The following is a 22,267-nucleotide window of genomic DNA, read 5'->3' as shown; positions in this document are numbered from 1 at the left end:
GGTGCCGGGGTGGATCAGCCGTGCACGGTGATGGCGCCCGCGGGGCACAGCGCCGCCGCTTCCCGCGCCGCCGCGTGGTGGGACTCCGCCGGTTCGACGTCGAGCACGATGACCGTGCCGTCGTCCTCGCTCTGGTCGAAGACGTCCGGGTCGGTCAGCACGCACATGCCGGAACCGCAGCACTTCGCCGCATCTGCCTCGATCTTCATGACCACTCCACCGGAAGCGCGTGAACCCCGTAGATCGCCATGTCGGTGCGCAGCGGCACCTCCTCAACCGGTACCGCGAGCCGGAGGTTCGGGAACTCGCGGAACAGCGTGGCGAACCCTATCCGCATCTCGATGCGCGCGAGCTGCTGGCCGAGGCACTGGTGCACGCCGTGGCCGAAGCTCATGTGGCCGCTGGCCGACCGCGTGACGTCCAGCTCCTCGGGGCGGTCGAACCGCTCGGGGTCGCGGTTGGCCGCCGCGAGCGACAGCGACACCGTCTCGCCCTCCTTGATCAGCACGCCGCCCACCTCGACGTCCTCCAGCGCCGTGCGGATGGTGCCGAACTGGAGGATCGACAGGTACCGCAGCAGTTCCTCGACGGTGTTGTCGATCAGGGACGGGTCCGCCTTCAGCGCGGCGAGCTGGTCCGGGTTGCTCAGCAGCGTCAGCGTGCCGAGGCCCAGCATGTTCGCCGTCGTCTCGTGCCCGGCGACCAGCAGCAGCACCCCCATGCCCGCGATCTCCTCGTCGCCGAGGTCCTCGCCGCTCGCGATCAGGCCGCTGATGATGTCGTCACCGGGCGTGGTCCGCTTGCGCCGCACGAGGTCGCGGATGAAGTCCTTGATCCGCTCGAAGGCCGCGAGGGCGTCCTCCGCGCTGGTGTCCAGCCGCAGCGCCTTCGCGGTGTCCTCCTGGAAGACGTGCCGCTCGTCGTAGGGGACGCCGAGCAGCTCGCAGATCACCAGCGAGGGGATCGGGAGCGCGAACGCCTCCACCAGGTCGGCCGACGTGCCCCCGTCGCGCATCGCCTTCACGTGGTCGAGGACGATCTCCCCGATGTGGGCCGACAGCAGGTTCATCCGCCGCACGGTGAACTGCCCGGTCAGCAGCTTGCGGTACCTCGTGTGGTCCGGCGCGTCCATCGAGATGAACATGCCGGGGGACGCGGCGGGGCGCCGGAGCGGCTGGCCGTCGCCGCGGACGATGAGGGGGTGGTGCAGTTCCGCCCGCGAGCTGAACCGGCGGTCGGCCATGACCTCTCGGGTCAGTTCGTGACCCGTGATGAGCCAGCCGAGGTGCCCGTCGGGGAACTGGAGCCGGTTGATCGGCGACTCCTCGCGGAGCTCCCGCAGCTCGGTGGGCGGGTCGAAGGGGTTGTCCCGAGTCATGGGCAGCCCCGTGGAGATCGTTCCGGTCATCGTGCACACCTCCCAGTGCGTTAACGGACCTGGTTCAGAAGCTACAGAAGATTTACGACTATGTGAAGAACATTGTTTTCAAATGAGTCGAAGGTGTGGCCACGACGCCAGGTCGCCGCGCAGCCTGCGGTCGTGGGTCGCCACGACGACCGCCGCCGAGGTCACCAGCAGCGCCTCGGTCAGCTCGTCGACCAGCGTGATCGACAGGTGGTTCGTCGGCTCGTCGAGCAGGAGCACGTGCGGGGAGCCGAGCAGCAGCAGCGCCAGCGACAGCCGCCTGCGCTGCCCGGTCGACAGCCGCCCGACCGGTCGGGTCAGGTCGACGTCGGGCAGCAGGCCCAGGTCGCGCAGCGGCTCGGGGTCCCGCACCAGCCGGGCCGGGCTCAGCGCCGGGTCGGGGAAGTCCGACTCCTGCGACAGCAGCCCGATCCGGGTCCTGGCGCCGTGCCGGACCACGCCGGTCGCCGGGGCCAGCCGCCCGGCGAGGACGGCGAGCAGCGTCGACTTGCCCGTCCCGTTCTCACCGGAGACCACCAGCCTGCCCCCCGCCGCCACCGCCAGGTCGGGGTGCGGGCGCAGCCTGCCCGGCACGGTGACGCCGGACGCGCCCAGCAGCACCTCGTCCGGACCCGCCGCGAGGTCGGGGCCGGAGAACCGGAGCGGCTCCGGCGGCTTCGGCACCCGCTGCCCGGTCAGCTCGTCCAGCCTCCGGGCGACGTTGCGCATCCGGCTCGGCGCGCGGGTCGCGCGCTTGTGCTTCCCGGCTCCCTTGGGAGGCCGCCAGGACGTGATCAGCCGCGCCTCGGCCGCCGCGACCTCCTCGCGGAGTTCGGCGTCCCTCGCGGACTCCAGGGCGTACCGCTGCTCCCACCGCGCGCGCTCGGCCGCCTTCGCCGCCTTGAACGCGGAGTAGCCGCCACCGTGCAGCACGACCTCGCCGTCGGCGTTCGGGTCCAGGTCGAGCAGCGCCGTGCACACCTCGTCCAGCAGCGTCCGGTCGTGGCTGACCAGCACCACCACGCCCCGGTGCTCGCGCAGCCGCGCGGTCAGGTAGTCCATCCCCGACGCGTCGAGGTGGTTCGTCGGCTCGTCGAGCAGCAGGACGTCCGCGCGCTCGGCGAGCACGCAGGCCAGGCGCACCCGGTACCGCTGCCCGACGGACAGCTCGGCCAGCCGCCGGGACCGGTCGGCGGGCGCGCCGAGCGCCGCGAGCGCCAGGTCGGCCCGCCGCTCGGCGTCCCACGCCTCCAGGCGCTCGGCCTCGGCCAGCGCCCCGGCGTAGCGGTCGTCCGCGCCGGGCTCGTCCCCGGCCAGCGCCGAGGCCGCGGCGTCGACCTCCGCCAGGGCGGCCCGCGCGGCGGCCAGCGCGCGGTCGACGATCGTGCCGACGGTGTCGTCGTCGGCGAACGGGAGTTCCTGGTCGGCCGTGGCGACCGAGCCGTGGCGGGTCACCGAGCCGGTGTCCGGGTCCAGGTCGCCCGCGAGCAGGCGGAGCAGGGTCGACTTGCCCCTGCCGTTCTCACCGATCACGCCGACGCGCTGACCGGCGGACGCGGTGAGCGAGACGCCGGACAGGACCGGTCGTGCTTCGAAGCCCTTGGTCAGGTCGTCGGCCCGCAGGTGGGCGTGGCGGGTTGGTTGCGGCACTGTGCGCACAGGTCACCTCTTGACGGCGGGAACGCGCGCCTGCGGAGGAGAGCGGGCGCGTTCCACTGGTTCTGGTGCTCGAGCCGGGACGGCGAGCGTTTTCGGGCACGTCGAGGACAGCGGCGTGCGAGCGCACGCCGAGCCGTGGCCGAACTCAGAGGTAGAACACGCCGAAGGGGGGAACCATGGTCCCGACGATAGGGAGGGACCCCGGAGCCCGCCACCGAATTACCCGGCGAGCACGCCCGCCACCGCCGCGCGGATCGCGTGCCGAAGCTGGGCGCGGCTCTCGGGCGTGCCCGGTACCGGCGCGGTGGCCGCGCCGCCGCCCGCCAGCCGGTCGAACAGCAGTCCGTCGACGAACGCCACCACCGCGCGGCCGTCCCGGTCGGGGTCGGCGGACCCCGCCAGCGCCATCAGCGCGCGGGCCTGGGCCCGTGGCCGGTCGCCGTGGGCGAGGATCGTGCGCAGCTCGGGGTGGTGGGTGGCCTCCAGCAGGCAGGCGAACCTGGCCAGCGACCTCGACCGCCCCGCGGTGAGCCAGTGGTCCAGCAGCGCGGCGATGCCGTCCGCGAGCTGGTCGAGGTCCGGTGGGCCGTCGTGCGCGGCGGGGTTGAGCCGGTTCGCGTCGATCTCGGCCGCCTCGACGTCCGCCAGCCGCTGGACCAGCCCTTCCACCAGCGCCTTGCGGGTGCGGAAGTACGCCGACGTCGACCCCTGCGGCACGCCCGCCCTGGTGTCGACGGCGCGGTGGGTCAGCCCGCGCATCCCGTGGTCCGCCACGACCTCGATGGCCGCGTCGGCGAGCTGGGAGATGCGGTCGGTCACGTCGCCACCCCTTTCTACAGCTGTAGTATGACGGATCTACACCTGTAGAAAGGGGTCGACGTGCGCGGAACGGCGGTCGTGGTCGGAGGTGGTCTCGGCGGACTGACCGCGGCGGTGGCGCTGCGGAGCGTCGGCTGGGAGGTGGTGGTGCTCGAACGGGCACCCGAGTTCGGCGAGGTCGGCGCGGGCATCGGCGTGATGCCGAACGCGATGCGCGCGCTCGACGCGCTGGGCCTCGGCGAGGCCGTGCGCGAGCACGGCACCCCGCGCCTGCCGGGCGGAGTCCGGGACCACCGGGGTCGCGCGCTCGGCCACCTGGACGCCGACGAGCTGGAACGCGGCGGCAGGCTGGTCGCGATCCACCGGGCCGACCTGCACCGGGTGCTGCGCTCCGCGCTGCCCGCGGACAGCCTCGTCACCTCGGCCGACGTCGTGGAGGTCGAGCCGGAGGTGCGCTACCTGGTCGACGGCGAGCCCGTGGTGCTGGAGGCGGACCTGGTGGTCGCGGCGGACGGCATCGGCAGCCGCGTCCGGTCCCGGCTGTGGCCGGACGCGCCGGCGCCGGTCTACGCGGGGACGACGGCGTGGCGCGCGGTCGTGGACTTCACCGGGCCGCTGGAGATCGGCCAGACCCTCGGGCCGGGCACGGAGTTCGGCGTCCTGCCGCTCGCCGCCGGGCGGGTCTACTGGTACGCCGCGACCCTGTCGGCCCCTGGGCTGCGGGCCGACGACGAGCTGGCCGAGGTGCGGGCGCTGGTCGACGGCTGGCACGAGCCGATCCCCGCGCTGCTGGCCGCGACCGACCCGAGGGCGGTGCTGCGCCACGACGTCCACGAGCTGGCGAGCCCGCTGCCGGGGTACGCGCGCGGCCGGGTCGCGCTGCTGGGCGACGCGGCGCACGCCATGACGCCGTTCCTCGGGCAGGGCGCGTGCCAGGCGGTCGAGGACGGCGTGGTGCTGGCGGCGGCCTGCTCGGACGGAGCGAGCGTGGCCGAGGCGCTGGCGCGGTACGACCGCGAGCGCAGGCCGCGCACGCAGGCCGTGGCCAGGGCGTCGCGGCTCGTGGGGCGGGTCGGGCTCGGCCTGCGCAACCCGGTCGCCATCGGGGTGCGGAACGCGCTGATGCGGTCCGTCCCGGCCAAGGCGGCCGTGTCCGGGATGACCCGGTTCAGCGGTTGGCGACCGCCAGCGCTCTCGGCACGACCGGTGGGGGACCCACCAGCTTGATCGCGAGCAGCGCCAGCCCGGCGCCGACCACCGCGCCGACCAGGAACCCGGCCACCACGTCGTGCGGGTAGTGCACCCCGACGAACACCCTGGAGAACGCCATCAGCATCGCCAGTGGGATGACCAGCGGCGCGATCCGCCCCCAGACCACCGTCAGCACGACCGCGCACGAGGCCGCGATCGTGGCGTGGTTGCTGGGGAACGACCAGTCGCCGATGGTCGGGCACTCGGCGATGGGCACCGCGCCCGCGACCGCCCGGCAGGGCCGTTCCTCCTGGATGAACGACTTGACCACCTCGCTCACCGCGTAGGCGCCGATGACCGCCAGCGGCGCCACCAGTGCGAGGCGGTGGTTCGGCGTGCCCCGGTGGCGCCAGCCGTTCCACCCGAACAGGGCCGCGAAGACCAGCAGACCCGCGTCGGTGCCGAAGTCGGCGAACGAGTGCACCCATTCGGGGGTGGACTGGGCGAAGCGCGTGATGAGCAGGTACAGCTCGGCACTGGATTTGATCATTGTGGGTCGAGTATGCCGGGCGGTGAACGTCGGATGAACGCGGGGGGCATCGCTTGACAAGGTGAATTCGTCACCGGATCGACTGCACATTCGATGTGATCTTGGCCACTGGTAACCGGTGCGCGTCCAAGCCGTAACGATTGTGACACCACTCGTCCTCGCAGCTCTGATCACCCGGTTGTCGGATCAAGCACTTACGGTGTCGACGCCTGGTGCCTCGTCGGCGCAACTCGGTGACCGGCACGGCGGTGCACCGACCACGAAAGTGCAATTACGGTGTCCCGCCATGGCCCCCCTCCCCACGTGTCCGGAAGACGTGATGCCGCTGCCTCCGTCACTCGTCGAGAACGCGGTCGCCCCACCGCCCGCCGAGATCGACATCGCGGAAGCGGACGCGTTCATCCGGCTGCACCACGAGGAAAACCATGACCTGGGGCCGGTGGAGGACCGTCTCGCCGAAGTCCACGCGGAGATAGCGGCGACCGGCACGTACCGGCACACCTCGACAGAGTTGACCTTCGGCGCCAGGGTTGCCTGGCGCAACAGCGCCCGCTGCATCGGCAGGCTCTACTGGCGCAGCCTCAAGGTGCGCGACCTGCGTGATCTCCGCGACCCCAAGGAGGTGGCGGACGAGTGCGTCGAGCACCTCCGGATCGCCACCAACGCGGGGAAGATCCGCCCGGTGATGTCCGTGTTCGCCCCCGACGAGCCCGGCCACTCCGGTCCCCGCATCCGCAACGAGCAGCTCATCCGGTACGCCGCCTACCGCGGTCCGGACGGCGGCGTCCTCGGCGACCGCCGGAACCTCGAACTCACCGACCACGCGATCACCCGCGGCTGGCAGCCGCCGCGGACCAGGGGGCCGTTCGACGTCCTGCCGGTGCTCGTGGAGACCGCCGACGCCGACACGGCGATGGTGGACCTCCCGCCGGACGCCGTGCTGGAGGTACCGCTGAGCCACCCCGAACTGCCGTGGCTGGCCAAGCTCGGCCTGCGGTGGCACGCCGTGCCCGTCATCAGCAACATGCGGATGCGGATCGGCGGCATCGACTACCCGTCGGCGCCGTTCAACGGGTGGTACATGGGCACCGAGATCGGCGCCCGCAACCTCGCCGACAACGACCGCTACGACCTGCTGCCCTACCTGGGCAAGAGGATGGGGCTCGACACCTCCTCCGAGCAGACGCTCTGGCGCGACCGCGCGCTGGTCGAGCTGAACCGGGCGGTCCTGCACTCGTTCGCCGAGGCGGGCGTGACGATCACCGACCACCACACCGAGTCGCAGCGCTTCCTCACCCACGTGCAGAAGGAGGAGGAGGCGGGCCGCACCTGCCCCGCCGACTGGTCGTGGATCGTCCCTCCGATGTCGGGCTCGCTGACCCCGGTGTTCCACCGGTACTACGACAAGGAGGAGAGGGTGCCCAACTTCTTCCCCGGCGGCACCACGGGCGTCTGCCCCGTCATCCACTAGCGGTTCGTGGCGCGCGGGTCCCGCAGCCGCTGCGGGACCCCGCGCGCCACGGTGCCGTCGCAGGGGTGGAGCGGCTCCGAGGAGTCGCGGCGGCCTCCGCGACGCGCGGACCGGCACGCCCCGGCCCCGCCCGGTCGACGGCGTGGCGGCACGAGGGCCCTCGTCCGGGGATTAATCCGTACGGGCGTACGGCGATCACGGTTAAGAGTCTCCTGTGGTCTAGATCACCTTTCGGCGGCTAGGGTGACCAGGTGTGAGAGTCGGCATTCCCGCGGAGACGCGGCCCGCCGAGCGCCGGGTGGCGTGCGTTCCGGACACGGTGCGCACCCTGGTCGGCGCGGGTCTTGCCGTGGACGTCCAATCGGGCGCAGGCACGCACGCGCACGCCGCCGACGCGGCGTACCGGGCGGCAGGCGCGCAGGTCGTCGGGCACGACCCGGTCGGCGAAGTGGAAGTCGTCCTGTCCGTCCAACCACTGGAGATCGCCAGGGCGCGGAAGCTGCGCCCCGGCGACGTGACGATCAGCCTGCTGTCCCCGTCGACCGAACTCGACCTGGTGCGGGTGCTGGCGGAGCGCCGGGTGACCTCGTTCAGCCTCGACCTGCTGCCGAGGGTCACCAGGGCGCAGGGTGCTGACGCCCTGTCGTCGCAGGCGCTCGTGGCCGGGTACCGCGCGGTGCTCGTGGCGGCGGAGCGGCTGCCGCGGTTCCTGCCCATGTTCACCACGGCGGCGGGCACCGTGCCGCCCGCGAAGGTGCTCGTGCTCGGCGCGGGCGTGGCGGGCTTGCAGGCCATCGCCACCGCCCGCAGGCTCGGGGCCGTCGTGGAGGCCTACGACGTGCGCGCGGCGGCGGCCGAGGAGGTGCGCAGCCTCGGCGCGCGCTTCGTGGAGCTGCCGCTGGAGGCGCAGACCGGCGTGTACGCGGCCGAGCAGTCGGAGACGTTCCTGGAGCGCCAGCGGGACCTGATCGCGGAGCGGGTCGCCGCCTCCGACGTGGTGATCACCACCGCCGCGATCCCCGGCAGGGCGGCCCCGGTGCTCGTCACCACCGACATGCTCAAGGCGATGGCGCCCGGCTCGGTCGTCGTGGACCTCGCCGCCGAGTCCGGCGGCAACTGCACCGCCTCGGTGGCGGGCGAGGAGGTCTGGGTCGGCGAGGTGCTCGTGCACGGCGCGCGCAACATGCCCAGCGGGATGCCGGTGCACGCCAGCAAGCTCTACGCGCGCAACGTCGCGAACCTGCTGCTGATGATGGTGCGGGACGGCGTCGTCGAGCCGGACCTGACCGACGAGGTGCTCTCCGGGTGCTGCCTGACGCACGCGGGCGAGGTGCGGCACGAGCCGACCAGGGGGCTGCTGTGATCGACCTGCTCACGATCTTCGTGCTGGCGGCGTTCGTGGGGTTCGAGGTGGTCTCGAAGGTCTCCACGATCCTGCACACGCCGCTGATGTCGGGCGCCAACGCCATCCACGGCGTGATCCTGGTCGGCGCCGTCCTCATCACCGGCGCCGCCGAGAGCGGCGTGCAGGTCGTGCTGGGCCTGCTCGCGGTGTTCCTCGCGACCGTCAACGTCGTCGGCGGCTTCGTCGTCACCGACCGGATGCTGGAGATGTTCAAGGGGCACAAGCGATGAGCGTCCAGCTGGCCTACCTCGTCGCCGCGCTGTGCTTCCTGCTGGCGCTCAAGGGGCTGAGCACGCCGCGCTTCGCCCGCGCGGGCAACCTGCTCGGCGCGGCGGGAATGGCCCTCGCCGTCGTCACGGCGTTCCTGCACGGTGCCGTCCACAACGGGCCGTGGATCCTCGTCGCCATCGCGCTGGGCACGGTCGTCGGCATCCCCGCGGCGCGGTCGGTGAAGATGACCGCCATCCCGCAGATGGTGGCCCTGTTCAACGGGGTCGGCGGCGCGGCGGCGGCGCTGGTGGCGCTGGCCGAGTTCCACGACGGGGGCGAGCTGCTGTTCCGCGTCGCCACCGTGCTGACGGTCCTGATCGGCGCGGTCAGCTTCTCCGGCAGCCTCGTCACGTTCGCGAAGCTCCAGGAGATCATGACCACCCGCCCGGTCGTGCTGCCCGCGGGCCGGGTGCTGAGCATCGGGGTCGTCGTCGTCAGCCTGGGGCTCGCGGTGGCCGTGCTCGTCACGTCGTCCACCGCGCTGCTGGTCGCGCTGACGGTCGCCGGGCTGCTGCTGGGCATCGCCTTCGTGCTGCCGGTCGGCGGCGCGGACGTGCCGATCGCCATCTCGCTGCTCAACGCGTTCACCGGCCTCGCCGTGGCCGCGTCCGGCTACGTGCTGGCGAACACCCTGCTGATCGTCGCGGGCACGCTCGTCGGCGCGTCCGGCACCCTGCTGACCCGGATGATGGCGCAGGCCATGGGCAGGCCGCTGGGGAACATCCTGTTCGGGGCGTTCACCGCGACCGTCGCCCGAGCGCACGGCGAGGAGTCGCGGACCGTCCGCTCCGGCACCGTCGAGGACGTCGCGATCCTGCTGGGCTACGCCCACTCCATCGTCATCGTGCCGGGCTACGGCCTCGCCGTGGCCCAGGCCCAGCACGCCGCGCGGGAACTGGTGACGCTGCTGGAGAACCGGGGGATCTCCGTCAGCTACGGCATCCACCCGGTCGCGGGCCGGATGCCGGGCCACATGAACGTGCTGCTGGCCGAGGCCGACGTGCCCTACGAGCAGCTCAGGGAGCTCGACGACGTGAACCCCGGCATGACGAGCACGGACGTCGCCCTCGTGGTCGGCGCCAACGACGTCGTCAACCCCGGTGCGCGCGACGACCCCGCCAGCCCCATCTTCGGCATGCCGATCTTCGACGTCGACCGCGCGCGGGCCGTGGTGTTCATGAAGCGCTCCATGCGGCCGGGCTTCGCGGGCATCGACAACGAGCTGCTCTACAACACGAAGACCACCATGCTGTTCGGCGACGCCAAGGAGTCGCTCACCAAGCTGCTCGCGGCCGTGAAGCAGCTCTGAGGAGAGGTCCCGGTCCTAGTTCCGCCCGAACAGGCCGGTGACCTCCTCGGGGGTCAGGGGAGGGGCGAAGAACTCGCCCTGGGCGGCGTCCGCGCCGATCCCCGCCCACCAGGCGGCCTCGTCCTCGCTCGCCACCCCGGTGGCCACCACCGCCACGCCCGCCTGGTGCACGACCGCCACGAGCGCCGTCATCGCGTTGTGCAGCACGGAGTCGCGGTCCGGCCCGGCGGCCAGCCTGCGCACGTCCGCGTCCGCGATGGTGACCGACCCGATCGGCAGCTCGGTCAGCAGCGCGAGTTCGTCCTGGCCGCCGTGGAAGGCGTTGAGGCCGGTGGTGATGCCGGCGTCGGCCAGCACCCGCACGTTGTCGTCGCCGCCCCCGGTGAGCACCGCGCGGGTGTTCACCGAGATCCGCATTTCGGACACCGGCAGCCCCGTCTCGTCCAGCGTCCGCTTCACCGCGCCCACGAGGTCCTCGTCGCGCGACTGCATCGGGCCCAGCGACACGTGCAGCGGCACGGCGGCCAGGGCCGCGTCCTCGCGCCACCGGGCCACCAGCTCACCCGCGTGGCGCAGCACCCACTGCCCGACCGGCAGCGACAGACCGGTCTCCTCCGCCAGTTCGAGGCACTGGCGGTGCCCCCGAGTGCCCCAGCGCAGCTGCGCGGCCACGCCGACGACCGTGCGGTCGGCCAGCGCGACGACGGGCTGGAAGTCGACCTCGATCTCGCCGTTCTCCAGCGCGCCGGGCATCGACGCGGCCACGTCGGCCCACGTCCGGTGCCGCGAGTCCTCGTGCGGGTCGTAGGGCAGCCACTGCCGCTTGCCCTTCGCCTTCGCCCGGTGCAGCGTCGTGTTCGCCGCGCGCAGCAGCTCGCCGACGGACCAGTCGCGCGACGGGCGGTCCAGCACGCCGATGGTGGCGGTGAGCGCGACGCCGCGGTCGTCGATGAACACCGGCTCCGCCAGCTCGTCGTTGATCATGTCGATCATCGTGGTGACACCGGGCGTGGTCGCCGAGTTGTCGACCACGATGGCGAACTCGTCGCCGCCGATCCGCGCCACCACGGTCTCCTCGCCCTCGACGACGGCGGCCAGCCGGTGCGCGGTCTGCTTGAGCAGCCGGTCACCGGCCGCGTGGCCGAGGCCGTTGTTGATCAATGAGAACGAGTCCAGGTCGAGGTGGTAGAGCGTGATCCCGCGCTCGGAGCGGTTGTGCACCGCTTCGAGCTGGGTGATGAAGTGCTGCCGGTTCGACAGGCCGGTGAGGGAGTCGTGCAGCAGCAGGAAGTCCAGGTTCTTCCGCATCAGGTGCAGTTCGCTGACGTCCTCGACCATCGTCACGTGGTAGGCGGGCTCGCCGTCGGCGTCGCGCAGCAGCGAGACGGCCAGGAGCACCCACGCGGGCTCGCCGTCGGCCCTGATCAGCCTGCGCTGCTCGCGGAAGCGGTCCACCACGCCCTCGCTCACCCGGCGGTAGGACCCGATCAGCAGCTCGGCGTCCTCCGGGTGGAAGCGCGCGGGCAGCGACCGGCCGATCAGGGAGCGGTCACCGCCCAGGATGGTCGCCATGGCGTCGTTCGCCTCGACGACGGTGCCGTCCAGCCCGGTGATCACGATGCCCACCGCGGAGGAGTCGAACACCTCGCGGAACCGGGCCTCGCTCAGTTCGAGCGTGCGCTCGACGCCCCGCTTCGCCCGGAGGAGCGCCCACTTGATCTCCTCCTGCTGGTCGAGCGCGTCGAGCCGCAGCGCGGTCGCGTACCGCGCGCCGACGGTGCCGAGGATCGCGACGACCTTCTCCGCCCGCCGGTCGACGCCGCCCAGCTCCGGGCTGAACAGCAGCGCGCGGCCGAGGACCTCCACGGTGCGCTGCAACGTGTGCCTGCCGGTGAAGTGGGCCGCCACCATCCTGTCGCCGACGACCGCGACGGGCGCCGCGGTGAACGGCTCGGCCTGGAGGGCGTCCACGACCACGTCCACCAGGTCGAGCAGGTACAGCTCGATCTCGGTGGAGGACATCGGCACGTACGTCGTGGAGTAGACGGCCTCCACCCACTCGCGGGCCAGTTCCTGCCGACGGGTCCTGGGCGGTGGCTCCTGCGCTGTCATGCTCCTCGTCCTCGTGCTGCCAGGGGGTGCGCGCGTCACCCCTCGCGGCCGACGCGCGCGTAGAGCCCGGCCCTCGTCGGGTCGTCGTCGGCGACCCTCTCCGGCCGCCACAGCGGCAGCGGCACGACGCCGGGGTCGACCACGTCGAACCCGGCGAACAGACCGCTGATCCCCGCGTGGGAGCGCGGGAACACGGGGTGGGAGCTCCTGCTCACGACCTCGACGATCCCGGCCATCTCCTCGGGCTGCAAGTCCGCCGTCGCGTGCGACACCGCGAGGATGCTCCCACCGGCGACCGCGTCGCGGTAGACGCCGAGCACGCCGTGCGGGTCGCCCTCGGGCGGCACGAGGTGCAGCACGCCGACCGCGAGCAGCCCGAGCGGCTCGGCGGGGTCCAGCAGGCCGGTGGCGGGCGCCGCCGCGAGCCGCCGAGCGGGTAGTCGTGGAGGCGGGCGGCGCTGGGGAGACCGGGATCGGCGCCCGCCGGTACCCGGTTCGCCAGTTCCACCGCGCGCCTCCCCGGAGCGGTCGAGGCCGTTGGAGCTACCGAGTGCGGGTGCCGTTCCCGCTCCGGAGGGCCGGTGTCGACAGGGCGCAGGCGACCGCGACCACCGCCAGCACGGCGAACGTCGTCCGCAGCGCCTGACCGCCCCCGGTGTGCAGCACGTACGTGCTGATCGCGATGCCCAGCGCCGTGCCGAGGCCCCTGGTCGTGTTCACCAGCCCACCGCCCAGCCCGGCCCGGCCCGGCGGGAGCGCGGCCATCACCCCCGCGTTGTTGGCGGGCGTGAACACGCCGAGCCCGAAACCCAGCAGCGCCAGCGCGGGCACGAGCGCGGCGGGCGCGACGGCGGGCAGGAGCGCCGCCGCGGCGGCCAGCCACGCCCCCACCCGCGCGGACGTCCACGAGCGGGGGAGCAGCCGCTGGCCGAGCGTCGCCGCGACCGCGAACCCCGCGGGCAGCGCGGTGAGCGCCAGGCCGGTCGCCAGCGGCGACCCGGTGGCGGCGAACGGCACCGCGACGAGCGGCCCGAAGAGCACGAGGTAGCCGCAGAGCGCGCCGAACAGCCCCCGGCCGACCGGCGCGGTGCGCAGCAGCGCGAGGTCCAGCAGCGGCACGGCCACCCGCCGCTCCCACCACCACAGCAGCACCCCGGCGGCCACCGCGCCCGCCAGCAGCGGCAGCACCGGCACGGCCAGCCCCGACGCCCCCGACAGGGCCAGCAGCGCGGCCGTCGTGGTCGCGGCCAGCAGGAGCGTGCCGAGCAGGTCGAACCGGGAGCGCTCGGCGCGGTCGACCGTGCGCGGCAGCAGGTAGTGGCCCGCCACCATCGCGACCACACCGATCGGCACGTTGATCGCGAACACCGACCGCCAGCCCAGCGCCGCCACGAGCACGCCGCCGACCGTCGGCCCCAGCGCCAGCCCGAGCGCCTGCGCCGCCGCCTGCACGCCCAGCGCCGTCCGCATCCGCTCGCGCGGCACGCTCGCCACGACCAGCGCCACGCTGTTCGCCTGGAGCATCGCGGCGCCGAGGCCCTGCACGACCCGGAACACGACCAGCGCCGCCAGGTCCGGCGCGAGGGCGCAGCCGACCGAGGCCGCGGTGAACACGGCGAACCCGTAGACGTAGACGAGCTTGCGGCCGAGCACGTCCGCCAGCCCGCCGACGGCGGCCAGCAGCGCGACCAGCGCCAGCAGGTAGGACAGCGACACCCACTCGACGGCGGCGGGCGAGACGTCGAAGTGCGTGGCGAGCGGCGGGAGGGCGAGCGTGACGATGCTCGCGTCGAACTGGCCCATGAACGCGCCGAAGCAGACCGTCCCGATCACCAGCCAGGGCGCGCCCACCCAGGTCGCGACCCGTCGCGGACGAGGCGACTCCGCGACGAACCACCGCCACCCGCGCGCAGACTGATCCATCTGCTTCCGATCATATCGGAGTCAGAGCTATCGCGGTCAGTAACCTGCACCGCATGTCAGATGAGGCCCGGACGCTCACCGACGTGGTGACCCGGCTGCGCAGGGCGTTGCGGACGAGCATCAGGTCGGACTGGCCGTGGGAATCGCTGCCCATGGCCCAGATCGAGCTGCTCCAGACGCTCGCCGAACGGCCGCCCATGCGGGTGGGCGACCTGGCGGCCGAGCTGCGCCTCGCGCCCAACACGGTCAGCGGGCTCGTCGGCCAGCTCATCGAGTCCGGCCTCGTGTCCCGCGCGGGCGACCCGACCGACCGCCGCGTGGCCAGGCTGTCGGTGACCGAGCAGGGCCACGAGCAGCTCGCCGTGTGGCAGAGCGCGCACGAGAAGCGCATCGGCGACGCGCTGGACAAGCTCGACGAGGGCGAGCGCGCCGACGTGGTCCGCGCGCTGACCGCGCTCGACCACCTGGTGGACCACCTGCGCTGAAACCACCCCTACCCGATTCCTGGGGTGCTCCGGCGCAGGCTAGGGGATGTCCTCGGCGCTCTTCGCGTCGACAGTGGACGGAGTCACTTCCTCAGGTCTCGGGGAGAACCGCCATGAGCGAACTGCTGGACACCACCCGCACCATCACCTACTGGCCCGCCGTGGGGGAGATCGCCGCGCTGTACGGGGAGTGGAACGCCGCGCTCGCCACCGGGGACCCGCACAAGGTCGCCGACCGGTACACGCCGGACGCCGTGCTGCTGCCCACGCTGTCGAACGAGGTCCGCACGGACCGCGCGGGCATCGTGGACTACTTCGCGCGGTTCCAGGAGCTGCGGCCCCTCGGCGTCGTGCTGAAGTCGTACGTGCGCGTGCTCCGCTCGACGGAGGCCATCGACTCGGGCATCTGCCGCTTCACGCTGAAGAGGAACGGCGGCACCGAGCACGTCGACGCCCGCTACACGTTCGTCTACGAGAAGATCGACGGCAGGTGGATGATCGTGACCCACCACTCCTCGGAGCTGCCCGAGAAGGCCTGACCGTTCGGGAGGACCGCGCTTGACCCGACTCCTCGGAGCCGTCGCGTGCGGCGGTGTCCTCGGCGCGCTGGCCCGCTACGGGCTCGGCGTGGTCCTCCCGCACGGCCCGTGGACGACCCTGGCCGTCAACGTGTCGGGCTGCTTCCTCATCGGCGTGCTCGCCGCCGTCACCGACGCGCCCCTGCCGAGGGCGTTCCTCGGCACCGGGTTCCTCGGCGGGTACACGACGTTCTCCACCTACGTCGTCGACCTCCAGCGGTTCCTCGACGACGGGCGGCCCTCGGTCGCCCTGCTCTACCTCTTCGGCACGCTGCTGCCCGCCGTGGTGGCCGTGTCCGCGGGCTCCGCGCTGGCCAGGCGGGTGCGCGGGTGACGGCGCTGCTGGTCGCCGCGGGCGCCGCCGCGGGTGCGCCGCTGCGCTACCTGGTGGGCCGTGCCTTCCCCGGTCCGCGCGGGACCCTGCTCGTCAACGTCGCGGGCTCGCTGCTGCTCGGGTTCCTGATCGCGCTGCCCGCGAGCGGCACCGCGCTGGCCGTGCTGGGCACGGGGTTCTGCGGCGCCCTGACGACCTACTCGACGTTCAGCCTGGACACGCTGGTGCTGTTCGAGGCGGGCGAGCGCCGTGCCGCGCTGCGCAACGTCGTGGTCTCGCTCGTGCTCGGTCTCGCCGCCGCCTACGCCGGTTTGGGCCTGGCGGCTCTGCTCCGTTAGCCCGACCGGCGCAACTCCCTCACGAGAACATCACGAATCGAACCGGGCGGGGTCCCGCGGCGAATCCACCTCGGCGCTCGCTCGTTGATCGGACGAGCCCGCTCCAGGGGGTGCACTCGGCGGCTGATGGGGCCACCACCCTCTGCGGTGGCTCCACCAGTCCGACCCGGTCAATGCGTTGGTCCACTTGGCTCAATGATAGTTACGACATTTCTTGGCTAACGCCGGGGGCCGGGTGGAAGATTAGATTGTCAGACGAAAGGCGTTTGATTATGACTCAGACGGTGCAATAGGTGCACGCACCGTGTTCGACCGTGAAGACCCAGCTCCCTGCCCTGGAGCGAGGCTTCGCGGGCGGGATGTGATAACGGTGTCATCCGCTGACAGCGTTATTGTTTCCGGTCCACGCAACCGGATTCCGCATTGCTGATCTCGTGAGTTCTTTAACAAACCACATCGGGCTGTCGAGGCCACCACCCCTCTGCGGTGGCCTCGACAGCCCTTTTTCTCACGCTGGGACCGGCGCGTCCTTCAGCCTGCTCAGCACCTCGGGCAGCTCGTCGGTGTGCACGACACCGAGCCGCTGCGTGGCGCGGGTCAGACCGACGTAGAGGTCGCTGGCACCGCGCGGCGACTCGGCGAGGATCCCGGCCGGGTCGACGACCACGACCGCGTCGAACTCCAGGCCCTTCGCGTCCAGGACGCTGAGCACCACGGCCCGCGAGTCCAGGGCCGAGGACTGGTTGCCGACGGCCGAGCCGGGCACGCCCGCCGTGACGGCGTCGCCCAGTTCGGCCAGCCTGGCCAGCGGCACGATCACCGCGAGCTTGCCCTCACCGATCTCGGCGGACTCGCGCGCGACCAGCGCGGGCAGGTCGGCCACCAGGTCGTCCACCCGCGCGTGCCACGGCTCGACACCGCTGTCGCGCACCGACGTCGGCGGCACGAGGTCCGGGTCGACGCTCGCCAGGACGTCGGCGGCGACGGCCATGATCTCCGACGGGGTGCGGTAGTTGACGGTCAGCTCGGTGAGCTTCCAGCGGTCCATCACGTACGGCGACAGGACCTGGCTCCACGAGGTCGCGCCCGCGATGTCGCCGGTCTGGGCGATGTCGCCCACGACGGTCATCGACTTGCTGGGGCAGCGGCGCATCAGCGTGCGCCACGCCATCGCCGACAGCTCCTGCGCCTCGTCGATGATGATGTGCCCGAACGTCCACGTCCGGTCGGCCGCCGCGCGCTCGGCCGCGGTCTCGTAGGTCTCGCCGCCGTGCCGCTCGGCCAGCCGGTAGGCGTCCATCAGGTCCTGCGCCATCAGGATCTCGGGGTCGGCGTCGTCCTCCAGGTCGAGGATGTCCAGCACGCCCTGCGCGTAGTCGACCGCCTGCCTGCGCTGGCGCTCCGCCTTCGCCTTGGCGTCCGCGTCGTCCTCGCCGAGCAGCTCGGCGGCCTCGTCCAGCAGCGGCACGTCGGCGGGGGTCCACTCGGCGTCCGCGGGGCGCAGCAGCAGCGCCCGGTCCTCCTTGCTCATCCGCGGCGCGGCGGCCGACAGCCGCTTCGCCGAGGAGAACAGGTCGCTGAGCAGCTGCTGCGGGGTGAGCGTCGGCCACAGCTCGGCCAGCGCCCGCTGCACGTTCTCGTCCTCGCGCAGCTCGCGGCGGATCTCGTCGATGTCGTCGGCGTCGAGCAGGTGCCTGCCGAGCTTGTTGACGGCCTGGTTCGCCATCGTGGAGATCATCTCGCGGACGAACGTGCGCCTGGCCTCGTTGTGCGGCCTGCGGGTGCGCCTCGCCCGGCCGCGGGCCTCGGTGATCGCCCGCCGGTCGATGCGCAGGGTGTCCTGCTCGAACGGGATCTCGACCAGACCGGGCGCCTCCTGCCGGTCCTTGATCGCGTGCGCGACGACGTCCGCCATCTGGAGGCGGCCCTTGATCGCGGCCACCTCGACGGGCTCGCGGCCGACGGCGGTCAGACCGGGGTACAGCTCGCCCACGGTCGACAGCAGCACGCCGGTCTCGCCGAGCGACGGCAGCACCTGGCCGATGTAGCGCAGGAACGTCGCGTTCGGCCCGACCACGAGCACGCCGCGCTTCGCGAGCTGCCTGCGGTGCGTGTACAGCAGGTACGCGGCGCGGTGCAGCGCGACGGCCGTCTTGCCGGTGCCGGGGCCGCCCTGCACGACGACGACGCCGTTCAGCTCGGTGCGGATGATCCGGTCCTGCTCGGCCTGGATGGTCGCGACGATGTCGCTCATCTGCCCGGTGCGGTTCGCGTTCACCGCGGCGAGCAGCGTCGCCTCGCCGGTCAGGCCCTCGTTGCGGCTCGGCTCGGTCGAGTTGATGTCCAGGACCTCGTCGTCGTACGCCACGACGGTGCGCTGCTTGGTGCGCATGTGCCTGCGCCTGCGCACGCCGTCCGGCGACGCGGCGGTCGCCAGGTAGAACGGCCGCGCCGCCGGGGCGCGCCAGTCCATCAGGAGCGGCTCGTACTCCTTGTCCTCGTCGAACAGGCCGATGCGGCCGATGTAGAACCGCTCGCCCTCGTGGAAGTCCAGCCTGCCGAAGCAGAGACCGTTCTCCACCGCGCTGTACTGGGCGAGCTGGTCCGAGTACATGGCGACGGAGGTGTCCCGCTCCGAGCGCATCTGGTGCGTGCCACCGGTTTGCCGCAGCGCGCCCGCCAGTCGCTTCGAGCTCTGCTCGCGGAGGTCGTCCAGCCTGCCGTAGAGCATCGACACGTACTCCTGCTCCGAGGAGATTTCCCGGAGCCGGAGGTCATCGGAGGGGCTTGACAACGTGCCTCATTTCTCGTTACCGTCCTCTGTGGTCAGGTTTTTGCCTGACTATTCTGCGTGCCCCCAGAGTGCGCGCGCAGAACATCTAATCTACACCCCAGAACACCACTTCAGCGCGGCGCCTCGTGGTGCGCGCACGCCTCCGGCAACAGCTCAGCCAACTGGTCCCGCTCGGCCGCTGTCAATCCCCCGAACAGCAGGCCGACCCCGCTCACCGCCGTGCTGACGCGCCCCACCCGCCCGGAAAGCCGGAGCCCCCGGTGGCCGGGGTGCCTCCGCAGCCGCTCCACGCTCATGGTCACCCATCTTAGGAACCACCCGTCATCGGATGTCGCAGCCGTTGCCGACCCGAGTGGACCGGGCCAGGATGCCCAGATGCGCCAAGACCCGATCGCCGTGCTGGGCATGGGAGCCATGGGCCTGCCGATGGCCCGCAACCTCGCCCGCGCGGGCTTCCCGGTGACCGTCTGGAACCGCACGCCCGGCCGCGACGGCGAAGCCAGGAGCGCCGGGGCCGTCGCCGCCGCCACCCCCGCCGAGGCCGCGCTGCCCGTCGTGCTCACGGTCCTGCCGGACCTCCCCGAGGTGGTCGAGGTCCTCGCGGGTGAGGACGGGCTCCTCGCGGGCTGGCGGAGGGCGGGCGTCGACCGGCCGCTGCTGGTCGTGATGGGCACCGTGTCGCCCGCCGCGATCCGCGACCTCGGCGACCGGCTGCCCGACGTCCGGCTGGTCGACGCGCCGGTCAGCGGCGGCGACGTCGGGGCGGACGCGGCGACGCTGAGCATCATGGTCGGCGGCCACGCCGACGACGTGCTGCGGCTGCGGCCGTACTTCGCCGTGCTCGGCACGACCGTCCGCCACCTCGGCCCGCTCGGCGCGGGCCAGCTGGCCAAGGCGTGCAACCAGATCGTCGTCGCGGCCACGCTCACCGCCGTGTCCGAGGCGCTCGCGCTGGCCGTCAAGGGCGGGCTCGACCCGGCCGTCGTCGTGGAGGTCCTCCAGGGCGGGCTCGCGGGCAGCCGGGTGCTCGACGTGAAGAAGGACAGGTGGCTCTCGCACGACTTCACCCCCGGCGGTCGCGCGGTGAACCAGCTGAAGGACCTGGTGTTCGCGGTCGAGGCGGGCCGCGAGGTCGGCGTGCCGCTACCGGTGACGGCCACCGTCGAGCAGATGTACTCGGCGATGTGCGCACTCGGGTTCGGCGACGACGACCACAGCGGCGTCTACCAGGTCTACGAGACGCTGTCGGACAAGGCGTCCGCCAGGTAGTCGCCGATGGCCGCCATGCCGTTCCGGTTCGGGTGCAGGGGAGCGGCGACCGTCGTCGGCACCAGGCCCTCGAACCAGCGGTCGGCGACCGGCGCGCACACGTCGTGGCCCACGCTCGGCGGCGCGATGTCCACGAAGGTCGCCCCGTGCGCCCGCGCCTCGGCCGCGAACGCGGCGTTCAGCCGGTTGATGCTCGCCTGGATGTAGTCGGAGTCGCGGCCCCACAGCGGCTGCGCCGGGTAGCACCCGCCGGGCCGGATGTACGTGCCGTACCCGACGACCACGATCTTCGCCAGGGGCGACCGCGCGTGGATGCCGTCCAGCACGGCGGCGAACTCCGGCGCGAACGCGTCCACCTTCGCCGCGAGCTGGTCGACGCCGCCCGCGGTCAGCCGCGCCTCGCACGAGACGCCGACGGGCTCGGGCAGCAGGTTGACGCACCCGAGCGCCGCGCCGACCAGGCCGATGTCGTTGCCGCCGATGGTCACCGACACCAGGTCGGTCGTCGGGGTGAGCGCGTCGAACTGCGGCGGCACCGCGCCCAGGAACGTCGTCTGGCTGCCCTCGAAGTCGTCCGCGACGGCCGCCGAGCACGTGACGTCGCGGAACTGCCCGACGCCGAGGGACGACGCCAGCACGCTCGGCCAGTTCCGCGACGACCGCAGGCAGCCGGGGTGCACCAGGTCCTGGTCGGGGATCAGCGGCCCGGCCGCCGCCGAGTCGCCGAGGGCGACGTACTCGGTGAAGCGCGGCGCGGCGGACGCCGTGCCGGTCACCGCTGTGATCGACAACGCCGCCAACAGCACTGGTAGCAGCCTGCGCATGGTCATCTCCTGAGTGTCACGGACTGGCTTGGATGACATGATGTGGGTTGTTGCCGCTCGCCGCCGCTGGGAGTTCACGCAAACCCCGATCGAGGTACTTGTGACGGATCACAAGCTCACCGTGAACGGTCGTCCGCTGCACGAACAACTCGTGCGCGCCCGGTCCATCGCCCGCGACCTGGTGGCCCGGTTCGTCGCCGAGATCCCGCTCTACCAGTCCCTGCCGCGCGAGGAGCTGGACGGCGACATCACCCGCATCACCGCCACCAACCTGCGGATCGTGGAGCGGATGCTGCGCACCGGCGTCCCGCCCACCGAGGCCGACCTCGGCGACCTCGCCGCGTCCGCAGCCCGCCGCGCCGCCGAGGGCGTGCCGCTCGGCGCCGTCCTCACCGCGTACAGCCTCGGCGTCCGCGCCCTGTGGCACGCGCTGCTCGACGACGCGCGCCCCGACGACCTCGCCGACGTGCTGACGGCCACCGACCTGGTGTTCCGGTTCCAGCAGACCGCCACCTCGGTCGTCGCCACCGCCTACGCCGAGGAGCAGCAGACGATCTTCGGCCACGAACGGGACGCCCGCCACGCCCTGGTCACGGCACTGCTGGCGGGCGACCCCGTCGCCGACCGCGTCCTGGACCGGTACGCCGTGGTCGTCCTGTCCCTCGGCGACCGTCCCGACGAGGGCGTCGACGCCGCGATCTCCGCGCGGCGCGCGCTGCGGCGGGTGCAGGACGAGCTGCACAACGCCCCGCACCTGCTGGACGTCCACGGCGGCGTCGTCCTGCTGCCCGCCGACCACCCGGTGCCCGCGCTGGTCGAGCGACTCGGTGCCGCGGCCGGGGTCGCGGTCACCGCCGCCTTCGCCGTCGCCGACACCGCCGACCTCCCGTCGGCGCACCGGCAGACCCGCGACGTGCTCGACACCGCGCTCCGCCTCGGCCGCCCGCCGGGGGCGTACCGGCTGGAGGACGTGCTGCTGGAGTACCAGCTTGGCCGGACCACCCCCGCCACCACCGCGCTGGCCGCCCTGCTGGACCCCCTGTCGGACAACCCGGACCTGCTGCCGACGCTGGAGCTGTACCTGGCGGAAGACCTGAACCGCCGCCGCACCGCGGCCCGCCTGCACCTGCACCCGAACACCGTCGACTACCGGCTGCGGAGGGTGGTCGCGCTGACCGGCCTCGACCCGGCCCGGCCTGCCGACCTCCAGCACATCGGGGCGGCTTTGGCGGCTCGGAGGGTGTTGGGGGCGGGTGGGTAGGCGGGGCTGTCGGGGGGTGGTCGGGTAGGTGGTCGACGGGTTTGTGGTCGACGGGTTTGTGGTCGGGCGGGTGGTCGGCGCGGTTGTGGTCGGGTGGGTGGTCGGCTGGGTTGGTGAACGGTCCGGTCGTGGCGGTGTTGGCGGCTGTTGACGCGGGGTAGGCGCTGGTTGTGGCCGGGCCGTTCACCGGGCTCGGCGTCGCTGTGCGTCGGGTGGTCGGGCCGTTCATCGGGCTTGGCATCACCGTGCGGTGTGTGGGTGGGCCGTTCA

The 22,267-nt window shown here is 72.6% G+C and carries 22 protein-coding genes; 11 read left to right on the top strand and 11 right to left on the bottom strand.

The genetic code is table 11. The annotated features are described in order from the left end of the window. Positions 1–14: 14 nt before the first annotated feature. From VFZ92_RS13355 to VFZ92_RS13340, 4 genes are all read right to left on the bottom strand, one after another. On the bottom strand, positions 15–209 hold the full coding sequence (locus VFZ92_RS13355; protein ID WP_330876207.1) for a ferredoxin: 195 nt from the start codon (positions 207–209) through the stop codon (positions 15–17). Beyond that, positions 206–1,408: a cytochrome P450 gene (locus tag VFZ92_RS13350; RefSeq protein ID WP_330876206.1), complete on the bottom strand. Its 1,203-nt coding sequence runs from the start codon at positions 1,406–1,408 to the stop codon at positions 206–208. Before VFZ92_RS13350 ends, VFZ92_RS13355 begins: the two co-directional genes overlap by 4 nt. Before the next feature lie 78 nt (positions 1,409–1,486). Continuing rightward, positions 1,487–3,064, bottom strand: coding sequence for an ATP-binding cassette domain-containing protein (locus VFZ92_RS13345; RefSeq protein WP_330876205.1), 1,578 nt, complete (start codon positions 3,062–3,064; stop codon positions 1,487–1,489). A gap of 219 nt (positions 3,065–3,283) precedes the next feature. After that, complete coding sequence (locus VFZ92_RS13340) at positions 3,284–3,883, bottom strand: TetR/AcrR family transcriptional regulator (RefSeq protein ID WP_330876204.1); 600 nt, start codon at positions 3,881–3,883, stop codon at positions 3,284–3,286. Positions 3,884–3,943: 60 nt separating this feature from the next. Here VFZ92_RS13340 and VFZ92_RS13335 point away from each other — a divergent pair, with 60 nt between their 5' ends. Next, a complete protein-coding gene (locus VFZ92_RS13335) occupies positions 3,944–5,110 on the top strand; it encodes an FAD-dependent monooxygenase (RefSeq protein WP_330876203.1) in 1,167 nt (388 codons plus the stop codon). Here VFZ92_RS13335 and VFZ92_RS13330 read toward each other — a convergent pair. Beyond that, positions 5,052–5,624 carry a phosphatase PAP2 family protein gene (locus tag VFZ92_RS13330; protein ID WP_330876202.1) on the bottom strand — a complete coding sequence of 191 codons (573 nt, stop codon included), beginning with the start codon at positions 5,622–5,624 and terminating at the stop codon, positions 5,052–5,054. The genes VFZ92_RS13335 and VFZ92_RS13330 overlap by 59 nt on opposite strands. A 286-nt stretch (positions 5,625–5,910) precedes the next feature. Here VFZ92_RS13330 and VFZ92_RS13325 point away from each other — a divergent pair, with 286 nt between their 5' ends. From VFZ92_RS13325 to VFZ92_RS13310, 4 genes are all read left to right on the top strand, one after another. Beyond that, the gene (locus VFZ92_RS13325; RefSeq protein ID WP_330876201.1) at positions 5,911–7,095 is read left to right on the top strand and encodes a nitric oxide synthase oxygenase; all 1,185 of its coding nucleotides are present in this window, start codon (positions 5,911–5,913) and stop codon (positions 7,093–7,095) included. A gap of 253 nt (positions 7,096–7,348) precedes the next feature. Continuing rightward, a complete protein-coding gene (locus VFZ92_RS13320; protein WP_330876200.1) occupies positions 7,349–8,458 on the top strand; it encodes an NAD(P) transhydrogenase subunit alpha in 1,110 nt (369 codons plus the stop codon). Beyond that, positions 8,455–8,730 carry an NAD(P) transhydrogenase subunit alpha gene (locus VFZ92_RS13315; RefSeq protein ID WP_330876199.1) on the top strand — a complete coding sequence of 92 codons (276 nt, stop codon included), beginning with the start codon at positions 8,455–8,457 and terminating at the stop codon, positions 8,728–8,730. The genes VFZ92_RS13320 and VFZ92_RS13315 overlap by 4 nt, the downstream gene beginning before the upstream one ends. After that, on the top strand, positions 8,727–10,079 hold the full coding sequence (locus VFZ92_RS13310; RefSeq protein ID WP_330876198.1) for an NAD(P)(+) transhydrogenase (Re/Si-specific) subunit beta: 1,353 nt from the start codon (positions 8,727–8,729) through the stop codon (positions 10,077–10,079). The genes VFZ92_RS13315 and VFZ92_RS13310 overlap by 4 nt, the downstream gene beginning before the upstream one ends. 15 nt (positions 10,080–10,094) lie before the next feature. Here VFZ92_RS13310 and VFZ92_RS13305 read toward each other — a convergent pair whose 3' ends face one another. From VFZ92_RS13305 to VFZ92_RS13295, 3 genes are all read right to left on the bottom strand, one after another. Continuing rightward, complete coding sequence (locus VFZ92_RS13305) at positions 10,095–12,191, bottom strand: putative bifunctional diguanylate cyclase/phosphodiesterase (RefSeq protein WP_330876197.1); 2,097 nt, start codon at positions 12,189–12,191, stop codon at positions 10,095–10,097. Between the two features lie 35 nt (positions 12,192–12,226). Then, entirely contained in the window at positions 12,227–12,565 is a 339-nt protein-coding gene (locus tag VFZ92_RS13300; RefSeq protein ID WP_414719891.1) for an SAM-dependent methyltransferase, read from the bottom strand. Positions 12,566–12,734: 169 nt separating this feature from the next. Next, on the bottom strand, positions 12,735–14,114 hold the full coding sequence (locus VFZ92_RS13295) for an MFS transporter (RefSeq protein ID WP_330876196.1): 1,380 nt from the start codon (positions 14,112–14,114) through the stop codon (positions 12,735–12,737). A gap of 53 nt (positions 14,115–14,167) precedes the next feature. On the opposite strand from VFZ92_RS13295, the gene VFZ92_RS13290 reads away from it, so the two are divergent. The 4 genes from VFZ92_RS13290 (at position 14,168) to VFZ92_RS13275 (ending at position 15,849) form a co-directional block, all read left to right on the top strand. Beyond that, positions 14,168–14,599: a MarR family winged helix-turn-helix transcriptional regulator gene (locus VFZ92_RS13290; protein ID WP_330876195.1), complete on the top strand. Its 432-nt coding sequence runs from the start codon at positions 14,168–14,170 to the stop codon at positions 14,597–14,599. 113 nt (positions 14,600–14,712) lie between these two features. Continuing rightward, complete coding sequence (locus VFZ92_RS13285) at positions 14,713–15,138, top strand: SgcJ/EcaC family oxidoreductase (RefSeq protein WP_330876194.1); 426 nt, start codon at positions 14,713–14,715, stop codon at positions 15,136–15,138. Between the two features lie 19 nt (positions 15,139–15,157). Further along, positions 15,158–15,511 carry a CrcB family protein gene (locus VFZ92_RS13280; protein WP_330876193.1) on the top strand — a complete coding sequence of 118 codons (354 nt, stop codon included), beginning with the start codon at positions 15,158–15,160 and terminating at the stop codon, positions 15,509–15,511. Further along, positions 15,508–15,849, top strand: coding sequence for a CrcB family protein (locus tag VFZ92_RS13275; RefSeq protein WP_330876192.1), 342 nt, complete (start codon positions 15,508–15,510; stop codon positions 15,847–15,849). The genes VFZ92_RS13280 and VFZ92_RS13275 overlap by 4 nt, the downstream gene beginning before the upstream one ends. Positions 15,850–16,357: 508 nt before the next feature. Here VFZ92_RS13275 and VFZ92_RS13270 read toward each other — a convergent pair. Together VFZ92_RS13270 and VFZ92_RS13265 are read right to left on the bottom strand one after the other, a co-directional pair. Beyond that, on the bottom strand, positions 16,358–18,643 hold the full coding sequence (locus VFZ92_RS13270) for a HelD family protein (protein ID WP_330876191.1): 2,286 nt from the start codon (positions 18,641–18,643) through the stop codon (positions 16,358–16,360). Between the two features lie 110 nt (positions 18,644–18,753). Further along, the gene (locus VFZ92_RS13265; protein WP_330876190.1) at positions 18,754–18,939 is read right to left on the bottom strand and encodes a hypothetical protein; all 186 of its coding nucleotides are present in this window, start codon (positions 18,937–18,939) and stop codon (positions 18,754–18,756) included. A 79-nt stretch (positions 18,940–19,018) separates the two neighbouring features. Here VFZ92_RS13265 and VFZ92_RS13260 point away from each other — a divergent pair, with 79 nt between their 5' ends. Then, positions 19,019–19,912, top strand: coding sequence for an NAD(P)-dependent oxidoreductase (locus tag VFZ92_RS13260; protein ID WP_330876189.1), 894 nt, complete (start codon positions 19,019–19,021; stop codon positions 19,910–19,912). Here the strand turns inward: VFZ92_RS13260 and VFZ92_RS13255 are convergent. Next, positions 19,876–20,736 (bottom strand): SGNH/GDSL hydrolase family protein, encoded by an 861-nt coding sequence (locus tag VFZ92_RS13255; protein WP_414719890.1) that lies wholly within the window; start codon positions 20,734–20,736, stop codon positions 19,876–19,878. The genes VFZ92_RS13260 and VFZ92_RS13255 overlap by 37 nt on opposite strands. A gap of 100 nt (positions 20,737–20,836) precedes the next feature. Between VFZ92_RS13255 and VFZ92_RS13250 the strand changes: the two genes are divergently transcribed. Then, on the top strand, positions 20,837–21,997 hold the full coding sequence (locus tag VFZ92_RS13250; RefSeq protein WP_330876187.1) for a helix-turn-helix domain-containing protein: 1,161 nt from the start codon (positions 20,837–20,839) through the stop codon (positions 21,995–21,997). Positions 21,998–22,267 lie beyond the last annotated feature (270 nt).

Origin of the sequence: Umezawaea sp., from assembly GCF_036375055.1 — a bacterium.
GTDB lineage: Bacteria > Actinomycetota > Actinomycetes > Mycobacteriales > Pseudonocardiaceae > Umezawaea.
The sequence above is the reverse complement of the archived record's forward strand: the minus strand, read 5'-3'. Positions and strand labels throughout refer to the sequence as shown.

Bases quoted from the DNA above. Each gene is read 5' to 3' on its own strand.
- VFZ92_RS13265 (WP_330876190.1), bottom strand. From the start codon at position 18,939: ATGAGCGTGGAGCGGCTGCGGAGGCACCCCGGCCACCGGGGGCTCCGG.
- VFZ92_RS13330 (WP_330876202.1), bottom strand. From the start codon at position 5,624: ATGATCAAATCCAGTGCCGAGCTGTACCTGCTCATCACGCGCTTCGCC.
- VFZ92_RS13260 (WP_330876189.1), top strand. From the start codon at position 19,019: ATGCGCCAAGACCCGATCGCCGTGCTGGGCATGGGAGCCATGGGCCTG.
- VFZ92_RS13255 (WP_414719890.1), bottom strand. From the start codon at position 20,736: ATGCGCAGGCTGCTACCAGTGCTGTTGGCGGCGTTGTCGATCACAGCG.
- VFZ92_RS13310 (WP_330876198.1), top strand. From the start codon at position 8,727: ATGAGCGTCCAGCTGGCCTACCTCGTCGCCGCGCTGTGCTTCCTGCTG.
- VFZ92_RS13285 (WP_330876194.1), top strand. From the start codon at position 14,713: ATGAGCGAACTGCTGGACACCACCCGCACCATCACCTACTGGCCCGCC.
- VFZ92_RS13350 (WP_330876206.1), bottom strand. From the start codon at position 1,408: ATGACCGGAACGATCTCCACGGGGCTGCCCATGACTCGGGACAACCCC.
- VFZ92_RS13355 (WP_330876207.1), bottom strand. From the start codon at position 209: ATGAAGATCGAGGCAGATGCGGCGAAGTGCTGCGGTTCCGGCATGTGC.
- VFZ92_RS13325 (WP_330876201.1), top strand. From the start codon at position 5,911: ATGGCCCCCCTCCCCACGTGTCCGGAAGACGTGATGCCGCTGCCTCCG.
- VFZ92_RS13305 (WP_330876197.1), bottom strand. From the start codon at position 12,191: ATGACAGCGCAGGAGCCACCGCCCAGGACCCGTCGGCAGGAACTGGCC.
- VFZ92_RS13290 (WP_330876195.1), top strand. From the start codon at position 14,168: ATGTCAGATGAGGCCCGGACGCTCACCGACGTGGTGACCCGGCTGCGC.
- VFZ92_RS13295 (WP_330876196.1), bottom strand. From the start codon at position 14,114: ATGGATCAGTCTGCGCGCGGGTGGCGGTGGTTCGTCGCGGAGTCGCCT.